The organism is Listeria sp. LM90SB2 (assembly GCF_028867355.1).
Classification (GTDB): domain Bacteria; phylum Bacillota; class Bacilli; order Lactobacillales; family Listeriaceae; genus Listeria; species Listeria monocytogenes_B.
Map to the genome: position 1 here is coordinate 999,139 of NZ_CP046449.1, position 16,032 is coordinate 1,015,170.

General features: G+C 36.7%; 18 protein-coding genes. 13 read left to right on the forward strand and 5 right to left on the reverse strand.

From position 1 onward, the window contains the following. Nucleotides 1–37: 37 nt before the first annotated feature. Nucleotides 38–1,255 carry a CynX/NimT family MFS transporter gene (locus GL301_RS04890; protein ID WP_070298293.1) on the reverse strand — a complete coding sequence of 406 codons (1,218 nt, stop codon included), beginning with the start codon at nt 1,253–1,255 and terminating at the stop codon, nt 38–40. Next, a complete protein-coding gene (locus GL301_RS04895; protein WP_003726342.1) occupies nt 1,252–1,941 on the reverse strand; it encodes a FadR/GntR family transcriptional regulator in 690 nt (229 codons plus the stop codon). The genes GL301_RS04890 and GL301_RS04895 overlap by 4 nt, the downstream gene beginning before the upstream one ends. Nucleotides 1,942–2,062: 121 nt before the next feature. Here GL301_RS04895 and GL301_RS04900 point away from each other — a divergent pair, with 121 nt between their 5' ends. Further along, on the forward strand, nt 2,063–3,109 hold the full coding sequence (locus GL301_RS04900) for an AI-2E family transporter (protein ID WP_003727076.1): 1,047 nt from the start codon (nt 2,063–2,065) through the stop codon (nt 3,107–3,109). Between the two features lie 9 nt (nt 3,110–3,118). Here the strand turns inward: GL301_RS04900 and GL301_RS04905 are convergent, their stop codons facing one another. Further along, on the reverse strand, nt 3,119–4,018 hold the full coding sequence (locus GL301_RS04905) for an alpha/beta hydrolase (protein ID WP_003726344.1): 900 nt from the start codon (nt 4,016–4,018) through the stop codon (nt 3,119–3,121). Between the two features lie 20 nt (nt 4,019–4,038). Then, complete coding sequence (locus tag GL301_RS04910; RefSeq protein ID WP_003726345.1) at nt 4,039–4,860, reverse strand: alpha/beta hydrolase; 822 nt, start codon at nt 4,858–4,860, stop codon at nt 4,039–4,041. Nucleotides 4,861–5,017: 157 nt separating this feature from the next. Here GL301_RS04910 and GL301_RS04915 point away from each other — a divergent pair, with 157 nt between their 5' ends. The 12 genes from GL301_RS04915 to htpX all read left to right on the forward strand — a co-directional run bounded on the left by GL301_RS04915 (nt 5,018) and on the right by htpX (nt 15,003). Continuing rightward, on the forward strand, nt 5,018–5,476 hold the full coding sequence (locus GL301_RS04915) for a DUF4064 domain-containing protein (RefSeq protein WP_003726346.1): 459 nt from the start codon (nt 5,018–5,020) through the stop codon (nt 5,474–5,476). A 93-nt stretch (nt 5,477–5,569) separates the two neighbouring features. Beyond that, nucleotides 5,570–5,803: a hypothetical protein gene (locus GL301_RS04920; protein WP_003726347.1), complete on the forward strand. Its 234-nt coding sequence runs from the start codon at nt 5,570–5,572 to the stop codon at nt 5,801–5,803. Nucleotides 5,804–6,030: 227 nt separating this feature from the next. After that, a complete protein-coding gene (locus GL301_RS04925) occupies nt 6,031–6,345 on the forward strand; it encodes a lmo0954 family membrane protein (protein ID WP_003726348.1) in 315 nt (104 codons plus the stop codon). Between the two features lie 15 nt (nt 6,346–6,360). Next, nucleotides 6,361–7,206, forward strand: coding sequence for a PspA/IM30 family protein (locus GL301_RS04930; RefSeq protein ID WP_003722776.1), 846 nt, complete (start codon nt 6,361–6,363; stop codon nt 7,204–7,206). A 190-nt stretch (nt 7,207–7,396) separates the two neighbouring features. Then, nucleotides 7,397–8,530, forward strand: coding sequence for an N-acetylglucosamine-6-phosphate deacetylase (nagA, locus tag GL301_RS04935; RefSeq protein WP_003726858.1), 1,134 nt, complete (start codon nt 7,397–7,399; stop codon nt 8,528–8,530). 15 nt (nt 8,531–8,545) lie between these two features. After that, the gene (locus GL301_RS04940) at nt 8,546–9,250 is read left to right on the forward strand and encodes a glucosamine-6-phosphate deaminase (protein ID WP_003727073.1); all 705 of its coding nucleotides are present in this window, start codon (nt 8,546–8,548) and stop codon (nt 9,248–9,250) included. A 15-nt stretch (nt 9,251–9,265) separates the two neighbouring features. Continuing rightward, complete coding sequence (locus GL301_RS04945) at nt 9,266–9,988, forward strand: GntR family transcriptional regulator (protein WP_010958829.1); 723 nt, start codon at nt 9,266–9,268, stop codon at nt 9,986–9,988. 119 nt (nt 9,989–10,107) lie between these two features. Beyond that, nucleotides 10,108–11,163, forward strand: coding sequence for a glycosyltransferase family 4 protein (locus GL301_RS04950; protein WP_003734310.1), 1,056 nt, complete (start codon nt 10,108–10,110; stop codon nt 11,161–11,163). 112 nt (nt 11,164–11,275) lie between these two features. After that, the gene (locus GL301_RS04955) at nt 11,276–12,184 is read left to right on the forward strand and encodes a peptidase U32 family protein (protein ID WP_003727071.1); all 909 of its coding nucleotides are present in this window, start codon (nt 11,276–11,278) and stop codon (nt 12,182–12,184) included. Between the two features lie 14 nt (nt 12,185–12,198). After that, nucleotides 12,199–13,425, forward strand: coding sequence for a peptidase U32 family protein (locus GL301_RS04960; protein WP_003726180.1), 1,227 nt, complete (start codon nt 12,199–12,201; stop codon nt 13,423–13,425). A gap of 83 nt (nt 13,426–13,508) precedes the next feature. Next, on the forward strand, nt 13,509–14,066 hold the full coding sequence (locus GL301_RS04965) for a LemA family protein (protein ID WP_003722783.1): 558 nt from the start codon (nt 13,509–13,511) through the stop codon (nt 14,064–14,066). A 22-nt stretch (nt 14,067–14,088) separates the two neighbouring features. Continuing rightward, nucleotides 14,089–15,003, forward strand: coding sequence for a zinc metalloprotease HtpX (gene htpX, locus GL301_RS04970; RefSeq protein WP_003726181.1), 915 nt, complete (start codon nt 14,089–14,091; stop codon nt 15,001–15,003). A 37-nt stretch (nt 15,004–15,040) separates the two neighbouring features. On the opposite strand, the gene yjbH is transcribed toward htpX, so the two are convergent. After that, nucleotides 15,041–15,859 (reverse strand): protease adaptor protein YjbH, encoded by an 819-nt coding sequence (gene yjbH / locus GL301_RS04975; protein WP_003726182.1) that lies wholly within the window; start codon nt 15,857–15,859, stop codon nt 15,041–15,043. Nucleotides 15,860–16,032: the final 173 nt, after the last annotated feature.

Sequence of the window (16,032 nt, forward strand, 5' to 3'; positions counted from 1 at the left end):
CTCCCTTTTTCCGCACTAGTTTTTTTATGCGCAAAAATCACTTTTTCTGTGGAAAGAGAAAATTATTGCGTCCAGCATCTAGGCCGCAGTATAGCATAAGCATGGTAATACCGACTAAAACATATAAGGTTGGTTGCCAGCTACCAAGCGCATCATGCAGGGTACCAAATAATATCGGACCGGAAGCGGCAAACAAGTAACCGATAGATTGCGCCATTCCAGAGAGATCCGCTGATTCGGTAGCGCTTGTTGTTCGCAAATTAAAGAACATCATCGACAAACTAAATGACATCCCCGAACCAATTCCGTATACAATGATAGCAATCGATAAAATAAGCACGCTACCAGAAGCAAACATAATGCCAAAAATTCCAATTAAAAAGAATAAAATAGAAATTCCAACTAGTAATTGCTGATTTTTCATTCGTCCGGCAATAATAGGAATAATAAACGTAATCGGCATAACCGCAAACTGCATTAAGGAGAGCATTAAGCCACTAGAAGTACTAGATAATCCTTGGTCCGCCAAAATATTTGGTAACCAGGCAATCGAAATATAAAAAATTGCTGACTGCGAACCCATAAATAAAGAAATTTTCCACGCAAGCGGAGACTTCCAAACCGAAGTTGTAACCAAGTGAGTTGCAATTTTTTCCGTCGAGCGTTGATTATATTTTAACTGTGGAAGCCAAATGACTAAAGCAACGATTCCAAGAATTGCCCAGAAAACCATACTTCCATGCCAGCTAAAGCGATTGTTCATAGCAATTGGAACCGTTAAGCCAGCTGCAATCGCTGCACACAAATTCATCGAAATGGAATAAACTCCAGTCATTAGACCCAATTTAAATGGAAATTCTTTTTTTATCAAACTTGGCAAAATAACATTTCCGACAGCAATAGCAAGACCAATCATAAACGTTCCAGCAAATAAATTGAGTTCGCCCCCAAAAGGTCGAAGTAAGCTACCAAGTACAAGTGTCAATAGTGCTACAAAAATTAATACCTCTATACCAAGTGCTCGACTTAGCTTAGAAACGAACGGGGATAGTCCTGCAAATGCAAGTAGCGGAATTGTTGTAAGTAATCCAGCCATCGTATTGGTTAAATGTAAATCTGATTGAATCATTCCAAGTAACGGACCTACAGAGGTAATTGGTGTCCGTAAGTTTGCCGCAATTAAAATAATTCCTAAAACAAGCATTACCTTACTCGAGCGTGTAAGGATTTTTTTATTGGTTAAATCTGAATTCATTTCTTTTCTCCATTCTTAGCATCAATTCGTTTGAAAAGAGTAATATACTCTGTTACTTCATGAGCTGCTTGTTCTTTATTTCGTTTTTCAATCGCTTTGACAAGCGCAGCGTGCCCATTATGCTGATTAGCTTCTGGGCTCATTTCGGTTGTACTCGTGATGGAAAACTGTATTTCTTCTAAAATATTGACATACATATCTAACAACAAATCGTTATGAGCTGCCTTTACAATTGTTAAATGAAGGGCAGAATCAGCTTTCACAAAAGCACCAACATCATTTTTTTCCGTCGCTAGTTGGCATTGGTGTCTATATTTTTCTAGTGTTTTTACATCTTCTTCCGTGCGTCGATCACAGGCCAGAATAACTGCTTCTCTGTCAAGCGCATGCCGAATTTCCAGGATTTCTTGAACCGTGGATTCGCGGACACGCCTCTGCATGATAGCATTTAGTTCACTATTGTTACGAACAAAAGTCCCGTCACCTTGTTTGGTTTCCAGTAAACCGATATGAGATAGGGCACGAATGGCTTCACGTAGCGTATTACGACTAATGCCAAATTCAGCCATTAAATCCGCTTCTTTCGGAATGCGTTCACCGATTTTCCAAGTACCGTTAGTAATTTCTGCTTTTATTTGATCATAAACTTGCTCTGCAAGCGATTTGCGTTCAATTTTTTCTACCATACTATTCACTCCATTTCTAAAGGTAGGATGATTGGTTCTATTTTACAGAAGAATTCTTTTTTTGTAAACCTTATTTTGTTAAACTATGATAAAATGAAGGAAGAAGAGGGCTGGTGAAAATATGAATTGGTTAGAAAAGCTAAAAGAAAACGACACTGCAAGACGGGTGCTAGTGTTTGTTCTTCTAGGCATTGTTTTATATTTACTCAGAAGTATGATTGATTTGATTTTACTAACATTCATTTTTGCATTTTTAGTAACACGACTAGAGAATGTTATTTTGAAAAGGGTGCGCGTACCAAGAAAGCTAATTGTCATTGTACTTTATTCATTAGTAGCAGTATTCTTATATGTCGCTATAGTGCATTTCTTACCAATTTTAATTAATCAAATTTCTCAATTAGTAGATTCTCTTGTGAAACTTTACAATAATCCAAGTGACAATACGATTGTGAAGTGGATTGTTGGGTTTTTAAAAGAATCTAACATACAGAAATATTTGCAAGCTGGGGTCGATTTTATTATTGCTTCACTATCCGGTATTGGATCTGTCGGATTATCTTTCTTCTTAGCATTAATTCTTAGTTTATTTTTCTCTTTGGAAAAAGAACGAGTAACTTCTTTTACTGGGCAGTTCATGACAAGTAAGGTAGGCTTTATTTTTAAAGAGGCTGCGTTTTTTGGAAAGAAATTTGTTTCGACTTTTGGAGTCGTTTTAGAGGCGCAATTAATGATCGCTTTAGTAAACACATTTATTACGACAATCGCGCTTTATTTAATGGACTTTCCACAGTTGCTTAGTTTATCCATTATGGTTTTCGTCTTAGGATTAATCCCCGTTGCGGGGGTGATTATTTCCTGTATTCCACTGGTGCTTATAGCTTATTCTGTTGGAGGATTTCAAGATGTGGTGTACATTTTAATTACCGTTGTCATTGTTCATGCAATAGAGACCTACATTTTAAATCCAAAATTAATGTCATCTAAAACGAACTTACCGGTATTTTACACATTTATTATTTTGATTTTCTCGGAAACATTCTTTGGAGTGTGGGGGCTAATTGTAGGAATTCCAGTCTTTGTATTCTTATTAGATATTTTAGAAGTGAGAAATGCAGAAGACTTAAAAAAACGAACAATATTTGGACGCAAGAAAAAAGTAGATTAGGCGATAGCCTTAATCTACTTTTTCTATTCCCCATAAAAAGTCAGCTACTTCAGCATCAACATCGGTATTTTCGTGGAGTTTACTATGAGCTGCATTCTTACCTGTGAATGTTTTTTCTTCGTAACTTGCTGCCTGGCCTTCAAAAATGAATTTGCCAGATAAGGCACTCGCAACAGAAACGCTACCATCGCTTTTTGTTCCGTTTAAAGTATCACCTGCAATATTTAATACGTGCAAATTAGTAGGGATTTTTTGTTTGTTTTTCATGAATTCACTATAACGGTCTGAAGATTTTTTTGGCCCTGAATCTGTAAGGTCGTAAGCTGTAACACCATCATCACCAATTACTAGTCCATTAAGTGGAGCACCGATTAAAACAAGTTTTTCAAGAACAGGATAAGTTTTATCACTACCTACTTTTTCAATGTAACTTGTTAAACTAACGCCACCCATGGAATGACCAACTGCGTATACTTTTTCGATATGATAATTATTTTTTAATTCTTTCATGACATTTTGAATCCATTGTGTTTGATTTGCCGCTGAGCTTTTATTATCTTCAAAAATAACTTGAATAGTAGGGTTATGACTAAACTTATCATAGTTTCCATCAGAGCTTACAGTCCCATCAGCTGCAACATTCATAACAAGTGATTTTGTTACATCCCCGTCTTCAGCAAGACGATTAATCATACCTCCGAATGAATTAATTGTTCCAGAATACCCATGAACAAACAGAGTAGGGATTGCTATTTCTGAAACAGGTTTTTGTTCTTTTTTTGTTGTTTTATTTGCTGTCACAGCAGGCTCTTTAGCTTCTTTTTTAGTCGGCTCAAATTGAAGAAAAATTATCCAAAAGCCAGTAATGATAATGGCTAATGCGATAATTAAACTAATAACTTTTTTCATTTCAAACATCCTTTAATCGTTTATTTCTCGCCCCATAAAAATTGACCAACATACTTATCCACTACAGTAGATTCATGCATACTACTATGAGTAGCTTGTGGTCCTTTAATGACATGTGTCGTTACCTTTTGATGTGCAAATAATTTTTCACCATATAAAACACTATCTAATTTCACTTCACCATCACTATTTGAACCATCTTCCAAATTACCACCAATAATCATAATTTCAGTATTGTTGGGTAAAACTTTGGCCATTTTCTCAGCGAATTTAGCATGCACATTATTGGCATTTTTAATATCAACCTGCTGATCGCCATTCACATATTCTTCCGGATAAAATGGAACTGCAAGAAACACAATTTTATTTACTTGTGGATAGGACTTGTTTTTCTCGTAACTAGCTAAATAAGAAACCCAAGCACCGCCACCCATTGAATGACCTACTGCATTAAATTTTTTTATGGCATAATTTTGTTGTAAATAAGACATTACCTTTTTTGTCCACATTGATTGTTGAGGAAGCGTTGCTCGATTATCTTCAAAAACAATGTTGATAAGTGGATTTTTTTCTTTTTTGTTATAAGTTCCAGTAGTAGAAATTTTTCCATCTGGGCTTACATTTACGGTCAATGACTCTGTACCCCAATCATACTTTTGGTCAAAGCGACGTATCATTCCGTGAAGCGAGCGGTCTGTCCCACGATAACCATGTATAAAAATGGTAGGGATGGATTCATTGGCTGCTTTTGGATAAGTCGTGTTAATCGTCAGTAAAATAAAAATTGCTCCAACTAAACAACCTAATGGTAAGATAATGGAGAAGAATACGCGCTTTAGCATTATTTTACGCCCCTTTAAAATTCGTTATGAACAAATTATACATTTTTTTTATAGAAAACGCACGATTGGTCTACTTTTTCTACTAATTTAATGGTTTCATCTCATGAACACATATAGTATACTGGAAAAATAAGCGAAGAAACGGAGGCATATTCATATGATTAAACGAACTGGTGAGATAGTACTCGCTATTATTGGTCTTGTTTTAAGTATACTCGCACAAGCATTTATTGCTATTATTGGTCTATTGATGATAAGTGGTTCAAAAGGAAAAGAAGGTTTAACAACTTTCTACAACAACTACTACAAAACAATGAATGAATGGGAGATCCCGAAAAAAGAGATTCCTGATCCCGATCGTGTACTAGATTTTGTGCAAACATTATCTTGGACTGCATTAACAGGAGGCTTAATTACGCTCGCACTTGGTATCTTTGGGATTTACTACATATTCAAAAATAAAAAACCAGTTTTTGCAGGATATTTATTTTTAGCAGCAGGCGTTGTATCGTTGCTTTCTACAGCACTAATTAGTTTCATTCCTGCGTTATTATTCATTGTTGTTGCGATACTTTGTTTTGTCCGCAAACCGAAGAGCACTTTTTCTGGATTATAATTCGAAACGAGTTTGAACTTTTCAAGCTCGTTTTTGTTTTACTTCTACTTTTTTAGGGAATAAAATAGTGGATTTCAAGAGGAGGTTGATAGTGTGAAAAATAAAGTAGGAATTATTGCCGGAGCCGTGGGAGCTGTCGCTGGAGTTTTAGCTTGTGCAGTAGTATACGTGGTTAAAAAGCAACAGCCGCCTACCCCTTTTGATGAGGTAAATGATATTCGGACCCGTTACGCTGACAAAGAAATTTCTGAAACAGAACTGGAAGAAAATAACATGATTTCAGAAGGTGGCGTTTCATCTCTTCAATATGAAGAAAAAGTCAAATAATGAGAATGCAGTTTGTATCTTGTGTTACGCGAGAACAAGCTGTTTTTTTATGTAGAAAACACTGCTTATTATAGTAGATTATGTTATCCTGTAGTTAGACAATAGGACTCAAGTTGTAGGTGAATTTCCTTCTACAGCGGGTTATTATACTTGATAGATAGGGTTATGATAGGTACAGTAATAAAAGAAAATATATCAGCTACATTTGGAAGTTAGGAGGTAGGCGTATGAGAGCAATATTGATTGGCGTATTAATAATTTTACTAATTGCGATGATACTTATAGTTTTATTGCCAGCGATACTAGCAACAATTGGTGCAGTGCTCGGCTTTTGGTCACTTAAGAAGCTACTTGAAGCAAGGTCCGTAGGTGAAAAAGTTATTTATGGTATTCTAATTGGTGTTGGTGCCTTAATAATTCTAGCTAACTTAAAAGGAATTCTGGTTGTTGTAATTATCGGAGCAATCATTTACTTCCTAACTAGAAATAAAAATAAACCAAGAAAAAATGATGACGTATTCGACTACCCATACAATAAATAATTGGAGGAGAAAAAAATGGCAAACCTTTTTGAAAAAATGAAACAATGGAATAAAGAAGTTAGTGAAAAAATCGAGAAACGTGAAGAAAAACGTCGCAATTCAGTAAGTTACTATATGGATAAAACAAAACAAGAAATGAAAGACGCAGAACGCATGGTAGAAAAACAACGCGAACTGAAATCTCTTTTCTACAAGGAATATAAAGAAATGGAAGTTTATGTTGAAAAACGTCGTCACCAAGCAGAAATCGCCAAAGAAGCTGGTGAAACAAAACTAGCTGATTTCGCTTTAGAAGAAGTGGCTCAATATGAAGAACAATTAGAAGCTACAAAAGCACATTACGATCAAGCGTCCGAACAGCTTGAAAAATTAGAACTACGTATGCACGAAATGCGCTTAAAATGGAAAAATCTTAAAACCCAACATTTAGCTGAAATGGCTGAAAAAAATGCAACAGAAACTTCCGAAAAAATGGACAAAGTTATCCATGACATGAGCTGGGGTAGTGTTAGTGACTATCATGAAGCACAAAAACAACGCGATTTAGCGGAAGAAGCAGAAAAGAAAGCGGATATGAGCAAAGAACTTTCTCAATCCTTTGATGATCTAATGGACGAACTAGAAAAGAAAACAAAGAAAAGCAAAGAAATTATCAAAGATAAAGCGCAAAACTTTACAACAATGGTAGATGAAATTATTGAACGCGAAAAACAAAATTTCAAAAAACCAGAAAAAGCTTCGATGGAAGATCAATTAAATGAACTTGAAAAAGAAGCTGCAAAAGAAAAACCAAAAGAAGAAAAAGAAGTATTAATTCCAGAATTAGAGAAAAAAGAAGAAGAAAACGAAACAGATAAATAAAAGTAATTAGCGCAGAATAATCATTCTGCGCTTTTTTTATAACAAAACGCTATGGGCCATCTAAATATGCTCGTAGCTTTTTTTGGTTATATTACTTTTTTTCGGGTAAATAGGAAAAGATAAGTTGCATTTTAATAGATACGTGCTATAATAATTGGTATAGACCGATTTAACAAGGAGGCAATATGTAATGACTAATAAAGTAATTACTAACGCTACAATTTATACTGGTAAAGGTGTTCTAGAAAATGCTTTCGTACGTTTTGACAAACAAATTTTAGAGGTTGGCTCGATGGCTGATTTCCAAGCGGACAAAGCAGAAGAAGTAATCGATGCCAAAGGACAAAAACTTGTTCCAGGTTTCATTGATGTTCATTCCCACGGTGGTTATAGTTTTGACGCAATGGATGCAGATCCAGAAGCACTTAGAAAACAAGTGAATGGAATGTTAAATGAAGGAATTACTACTTACTTCCCAACAACGATGACACAATCACATGAAAATATTGAAAAAGCATTAAAAGTGATCAATGAGGTTGCTCAAACAGAACCTGTTATTGGTGGAATTCATTTGGAAGGTCCATTTGTTTCTAAAGTCTTTAAAGGCGCACAACCAGAAGAATATATTCAAGCACCTGACTTGGAACTTTTCAAAAAGTGGTTTGATATTTCTGGTGGTTTAATTAAATTAGTAACATATGCACCAGAACATGATACTTCAGCTGATTTTGAAAATTTGTGTTTTGAACTAGGGGTTGTTCCGAGTATTGGTCACTCTAATGATGTTCGTGAGCACTTGAAAACAAGTAAAGCGACACACGCGACACATTTATATAATGCTTGTCACCGTATGACGCACCGTGAGCCAGGCGTTCCAGGTCATGTTTTACTAGAACGCGGTATTAATGCAGAACTAATCGTTGATGGCATTCACGTTCATCCTGATATGGTGAAATTAGCTTATCAAATGAAAGGGCCAGAACATTTATGCATTATCACTGACTCCATGCGAGCAAAAGGTATGCCAGAAGGGAAATCTGAACTTGGCGGCCAAACTGTTATCGTGAAAGATAAACAAGCTCGTTTAGAAGATGGAACTTTAGCTGGAAGTGTACTCACTTATGACGATGGCTTCCGCAACATGATTAAATTTACTGGATGCTCGGTAGAAGAGGCAGTTCTTATGTCTTCTGGAAACCAAGCACGCGAATTTAATTTAACACAAAAAGGTGCAATCGAGGCTGGTAAGGATGCAGATTTCAACTTACTTGACGAAGATTTACACATTACAGCAACTTATTCATTCGGAAAAAAACATTCTTGAGAGGAAGATAATAAAATGCAACTTATCACAACAGAAAATAAATTAGCAGGTTCTAAAAAAGCACTAGAAATTATTGAAAAAGGAATTACATCAGGTGAAGTAAACACACTTGGCCTAGCAACTGGTAGCACACCAGAAACACTTTATGCAGAGCTTGTAAAAAGCGATGTTGACACAAAAAATGTCACAACAACGAACTTAGATGAATATGTAGGTCTTGCGGCAAACGATCCAAACAGTTATCATTACTATATGAATGAATTGTTATTCTCTAAAAAAGCATTTAAAGAAAGTTTCTTACCTAACGGAGAAGCGACGGATGCAGAAGCAGAATGCGCACGTTATGAAGAAATTTTATCTGAGCACCCAATTGATATTCAAGTGCTTGGAATTGGAACAAACGGCCATATTGGTTTTAACGAACCAGGAACTCCTTTTGATTCGTTAACACATAAAGTGGTTTTAACAGATTCCACTCGTGAAGCTAATAAACGCTTTTTCGAAAGAGAAGAAGATGTTCCAACACATGCTTATTCTATGGGAATTAAATCCATCATGAATGCGAAGAAAATTATCCTACTTGCTTTTGGTGAAAACAAAGCACAAGCAATCAAAGAAACTATTAAAGGACCTGTAGATGTGAATTGTCCTGCTTCTGTACTTCAAAATCATCCAGATGTTACTGTGATTCTTGACAACGAGGCGGCGTCACTTCTATAAGAAGAGGGCGGGAAAATGATCGATAAACAATCAGGAATACCGATTTACATTCAGATTCAAAGTGAAATTAAAAAGAAAATGGAAGATGGTGTTTGGAAAGTTGGCACTTCTATTCCAGCTGAACGTCAACTTGCTGAAATGTTTCACGTTAGCCGAATGACGGTAAGACAAGCCATTCAAGGCCTCGTTGATGATAACATTTTGCAAAGACGTGTTGGTGCCGGGACCTTTATTGCGGAAAAGAAACTAACCGAACGACTTGAAGCGGTTACGAGTTTTACGAATTTGATGTTACAAGAGGGGAAAGTTCCTTCGACGCGAATCGTATCGTATGGCATTCGTCCGGCAAGTACGCAAGAACAAGAAGCGTTGCAACTGCCAGAAAACAGCAATGTAATGAAAATTGAACGGATTCGTTACGGCGACCGTGTGCCAATTCTTTATGAAGTTGCTGCCATTCCAGAAAAAATTGCTTCACTGCTTACAAAGGAAGACATTATGGATTCCCTTTATAAAGCGATTGAATTAAAACTTGGTCAACCAATTGGAGAAGCGGAACAAATCATGGAAGCTTCTTTAGTATCAGAAAAAATTGCGCCATATCTTGATGTGAAACTCGGATCGCCGGTTATGAAACTCAGGCAGATTACAATGTTAGAAGACGGTCGACCATTTGAATTTACGCGTTCCCAGTATGTAGGTAGTAGATTTCAATTTGTAGCTAGGATTAAACAATAAATAAAAGCTTGAGGCGGTATCTGTCTGCCCCAAGCTTTTTTGCATAATGATTTTCGTTGTCTTTTTGCAAATAAAAAAGTATAATGAGATGAGTAAAAAATTTGCGGGGAGGACTAGCCATGAGCTGGATGATTATATTGATATGTTTTGGCGCGTCCGTATTACTTACACCGCTAATTCGAAAAATAGCTCTATACTTTGATATTACAGATAAACCAGACCAACGTCGTATTAATATTAAACCAATTCCGAGTTTAGGTGGACTAGCAATGTTTATCAGTTTTACTATCGGAATGTTTTTACTCCCAATTGAAAACGAATTCTTATGGCCGCTTCTGATTGCAGCATTTGTCATGGTTTTGACTGGGCTATTAGATGATATTATGGAATTTAAAGCAAGATATAAATTAATCGGCCAAGTTACCGCTGCCTTTATTATTGTGTTTTGGGGTAACATTAGTATCGACTTTATCAACTTACCATTCGGTGGGGAAATCCATTTTGGGGTGTTAAGTATCCCACTCACAATTATTTGGATTGTAGCCATTACGAACGCTATAAATCTAATTGATGGACTGGACGGTCTTGCCGCAGGTGTTTCAACCATTGCCTTACTCACTATTTTAGGAATGGCGTTTATTATGGGAGATGCACTAGTAATTATGATAGCAAGTGTGTTAATCGCTGGGACACTTGGTTTCTTACCTTATAATTTTAATCCTGCAAAAATTTTCATGGGTGACACTGGCGCGCTTTTCTTAGGTTTTATTATTTCCGTGTTATCCGTGATGGGATTCAAAAATGTTACGTTTATCTCTTTAATCGTACCAATTTTAATTTTAGGTGTACCGATTTCTGATACACTTTTTGCTATTATACGACGCATGGTAACGAAACAACCAATCGCGATGGCAGATAAGTCGCATTTACATCATTGTTTATTACGACTAGGCTTCACGCATCGTCAAACGGTTATTTTGATTTATGCCATTGCCGCACTATTTTCTTTATTTGCCTTCATTTTCACGATGTCGACACTGTGGGGTTCGATGATTTTAATCGGTGTACTACTCATTTTAATTGAGGTATTGATTGAGACGCTTGGATTAGTAGGGAGCACATATCGCCCATTACTTAATTTATTTAAATTAACCAAAGAAGAAAAAATAGATTAGAGATTGGTCACTTAGACTAGTCTCTTTTTTTATGCCAAAATTCTTATTGAGTAACAAGTCTTCTTGTGATACATTTATCAAGTAACGTTTTTGTAGAAATGAGGAGAAAAACATGGAAATCATTGCGACAGCAGATTCAATGAAACAAGCTGAACAATTGCTTCGCGCGGGGGTAGACAGACTATATGTAGGTAATAGCCAATTTGGTTTAAGATTGCCGCATTCATTTTCTGTCGAAGAATTACGTGAAATAGTTCATTTAGCACATCAAGAAGGAAAGAAAGTAACTGTAGCAGTAAATTCGTTAATGCATAACGAACATATGGAAGAGTTACCGGGATTTTTAGAGCATCTTGCAGATATGAAAGTGGATGCAGTAACGTGCGGTGATCCAGGGGCAATTATGCTTTTGAGTGAAATGGCTCAACCGATTCCGTTTATTTATGACGCCCAAACATTTGTAACTAGCGCAGAACAAATCTCGTTTTGGGAAAAACAAGGAGCGATTGGTGCGGTACTTGCTCGGGAACTAACAGAAGGCGAAATCAAAGCCATTGCAAGTAGCCTTACTATCCCAGTTGAAGTTCTGGTTTATGGACCAACATGCATTCACCAATCCAAACGTAAACTAGTAACGAATTATGAGCGTATTGTCGAACTGGAAGATGATACATCGAAGGAACGTGGTCTTTATTTACGCGAACCTAATGATGAAACAAGTCAATTACCAATCTATGAAGATGAGTCTGGAACACATATTTTTGCTTCCGAAGATGTTTCACTTGTCCCTTATTTGGCGGACTTATATGAGGCTGGATTGAAAACATGGAAACTAGATGGTGTTCTTGCAGAATCAGAGAATTTTGTTCAAATCGCATCGCTGTTAGTTGAAGCGAAAGAAGCTGTTATGAAAGGTCAATTTGTCGCAGAGTATTTTGTGAATAAATTAACGGAACTTCAGCCTCCAACACGAAAACTAGACGCAGGATTTTATTTGAAAAATCCGGATGATGTGAAATAGGGGGAATAGCATAAATGAGTAAAATATTAAAAAAACCAGAAGTGCTAGCTCCGGCTGGTAACTTAGAAAAATTAAAAATTGCCATTCGCTATGGTGCGGATGCTGTATATATTGGTGGTCAGGCTTTTGGTCTTCGGTCACGAGCAGGTAATTTTAGCTTTGAAGAAATGAAAGAAGGTATCGCTTTTGCGCATGAACGAAATGCAAAAGTGTACGTTGCGGCAAATATGGTTGCGCATGCTGGTGATACAGAAGGTGCTGGGGAATTTTTCCGAACATTACGCGATATTGGTATTGATGCAGTGATTGTATCGGATCCAGCGCTCATTAGCATTTGTTTTCAAGATGCGCCAGGGTTACCAGTCCACTTATCTACACAAGCCTCGGCAACAAACTATAAGACATTAGAATTTTGGAAGAAGCAAGGTCTTGAACGAGTTGTACTTGCTCGTGAAGTTAGCATGCAAGAAATTCAAGAAATCGGCGAAAAAACGGATGTCGAAATGGAAGCATTTATCCATGGGGCAATGTGTATTTCTTATTCTGGTCGTTGTACTTTATCAAATCATATGGCTAATCGTGATGCGAACCGTGGCGGGTGTGCGCAAAGTTGTCGCTGGAAATATGACTTGTTTGAAATTGATAATGGTGTCTCGAAAAATTTAGTGGATACTGATGAAGAGCCGTTTTCAATGAGCGCGGTTGATTTATCAATGATTAAATACATTCCGGATATGGTAAATGCTGGTGTGGATAGTTTGAAAATCGAAGGACGAATGAAGTCCATTCATTATGTTTCGACTGTCGCAAGTGTATACCGTCGTGCCGTAGATGCTTACTGCGCGGACCCGGAAAATTATGTATTCGATCCAGCTTGGGAAGAAGAATTATGGAAAGTTGCACAACGCGAACTATCTACAGGATTTTTCTATAAAGAACCAACCGAGGACGAACAACTATTTGGGAAAACGCGGAAAATTCCTCAATATGCTTTTGCGGCGCAAGTATTGGAATATGACGAGAAAACGAAAATCGCTACTTTACAGCAACGAAATAATTTTGGTGTTGGAGAAGAAATTGAATTTTACGGGCCAGGAGATACTGGATTTAAGCAGATTGTAGAAGTACTTTGGAATGAAGATGGTGTAGAAATTGACCGTGCTCCAAATGCAATGATGACCATTAAAATGCCGGTAGATAAACCTGTGAAGCCATTTTACTTTATGCGGAAGAAAAAATAAAAATCTCATGCTGCAGTAGGATTGTCGTGTACTCCCTAAGTAAGGTATAATGGGGTAAGTACATATGAAGGAGGAGATTAATTATGATAGGATGGATTATTGCTATCGCTGTTGTTGTTATTTTAGTATTGATTTATTTTGGTCTATACAACAGCCTTGTAAAATACCGTAACCGTGTGGATGAAACTTGGGCGCAAATTGACGTACAATTAAAACGTAGATTTGATTTAATTCCTAATTTAGTTGAAACAGTTAAAGGGTATGCAAAACATGAAAAAGAAACATTAACACAAGTAATTGAAGCTCGTAATAAAATGATGGAAGTTCCTGCTGACAATCGTCAAGGTCAAATCGAAGCGGACAATATGTTAAGTGGAGCGCTTAAATCCATTTTTGCATTAGGAGAAGCTTACCCAGATTTAAAAGCAAATACTTCTTTCATCGAATTGCAACATGAATTAACTACTACGGAAAATAAAGTGGCTTATTCTCGCCAACTTTATAATACAACCGTAATGACTTACAACACAAAAGTACAATCTGTACCAACAAACATCGTTGCAAAACTGCATAACTTTACAGAACGTGACATGCTTTCTATTCCTGAAGTAGAACGCGTTGCACCAAAAGTAGAGTTTTAAGCCATGAAGGAGAGCGAAAATTATGCTATTTGAACAAATTGCAGCAAATAAGCGAAAAACAATTTTTATTATTCTTGGCTTTTTCATTTTCGTTCTTATGGTTGGCGCTGCTATAGGTATAATTGTTTGGAATAACTATCTGAATGGGCTCATACTCGCGGCAGTGATTGGTGCATTTTATATTTTGATTATGGTAATGAGCAGTTCATCTGTTGTCATGGCGATGAACCATGCGAAAGAAGTTACATCCAAAGATCAAGCGCCAGTTTTGTGGGATACAGTAGAGAGTATGGCAATGGTTGCTGGTATTCCGATGCCAAAAGTATATATCGTTGAAGATGCAAGTCCGAACGCATTTGCGACGGGGATTTCTCCTGAAAAAGGAGCCGTGGCGGTTACTAGAGGATTGCTTAATAAATTAGAACGTTATGAACTTGAGGGCGTTATTGCGCATGAAATTTCTCATATTCGTAATTATGATATTCGATTATCAACGATTGCCATTGCGCTAGTAGCTGTTATTGCGATTCTTAGTGATTTAGCTATGCGAATGATTTTCTGGGGAAGCCTAACTGGTGGCAGAAATAATCGTAAGAGTGACAATAATAACAGTGGTGGGGCACAAGCGATTATCTATATCGTTGCACTCATATTTGTTATTTTGGCGCCTATTATTGCAACAGCTATCCAATTTGCTTTATCTCGTAATAGAGAGTATTTAGCTGATGCTAGTGCGGTAGAATTAACCAGAAATCCTGATGGACTTATCCAAGCTTTACAAAAAATCAGCGGAGATTCGAAAAAAATGGAAGAAGTTAGTGCTTCTAGTGAGTCCATTTACTTTGCGTCACCTCTAAAGTCTAAAAAAAATAAGCCAGGTCTTTTTGACTCTCATCCGCCAATTAGTTCGCGGATTGAACGCTTAGAAAATATGTAAAAAAAAGAAGCAACCCAGGAATGGGGGTGCTTCTTTTTTATAAGTTTCCGATGTATTTCCAGTGAGCCTGGCCATCTGGAGCATCGATTAATTCTACTTTTTGTTGGAGACGCCATTTTTTCATTTGACGCTCGATTTGTTGTTCAGAAACACCATAAAAATCTGCCATAGTAGCGGAAGAAGTAACTTTTACTTTTGCCAAGTATTCTTCCATTTGCGGGCGTTCTTCTGGTTGTGGGGCATCATTTAAAAGCTCGGATAAAACATGCACATAAACTTCATAACGATGAAGCCCACTTAGTTTTAATCCAGCATCTTCTATATTTTTATTGAAAAAGACTACGGTAGGATTTTCATGAATTTCCATTTCTTGAGCTACTTTTTGATCGCCAATATAAGCACGCTTGGCAACTGTAGAAGCTAGATCTTTTTTGAATTCTGATAAATCTAGACCGGTGGAAACGGCGATATCATAAAGTACTTCTTCGCTAGCGATATCTTTATTTTCAAGGAAGTAGGCTGCTTGTATTTTGCGCAAGAATGTAATTCCTTGTTTTTTTCCTTGTAGTTCAGCGGCTTTGACTGCAAGACAAGAAATATAGGAAAGGTGCGCCCCTATTTGTTGTTCTTTTAAGCTTAGGTTACTATTTCCTGCGCGCTTTTGTTTACATACAAATGTCTGCAAATTATTATGCAGAACATAGCGCAATTTGAAATAGTTCCCGTACTCCATTTGTAATCGGAGCATATTCGCTTCAATATTCCAACAGTCATCACAAGCTGGATCAAAAAATAGATAAATTTCGATTGGCTTGGAATTTGCTACTGACTGATAATATAAATTTTGGTTAATCATTTGCTATCACCTGATTTTCAAATTCTAAATATCTTCAAACAGATACTCATTTCAATGTACCAGTGTGAAAAGAAATAATTCACTGCTCAGTAAAAGCTGATACAAAATTTGTTTTTGTAACTTACATATCTATTTTATCAGCGTAATGTAAATTTAACAAATAATTGTCATTG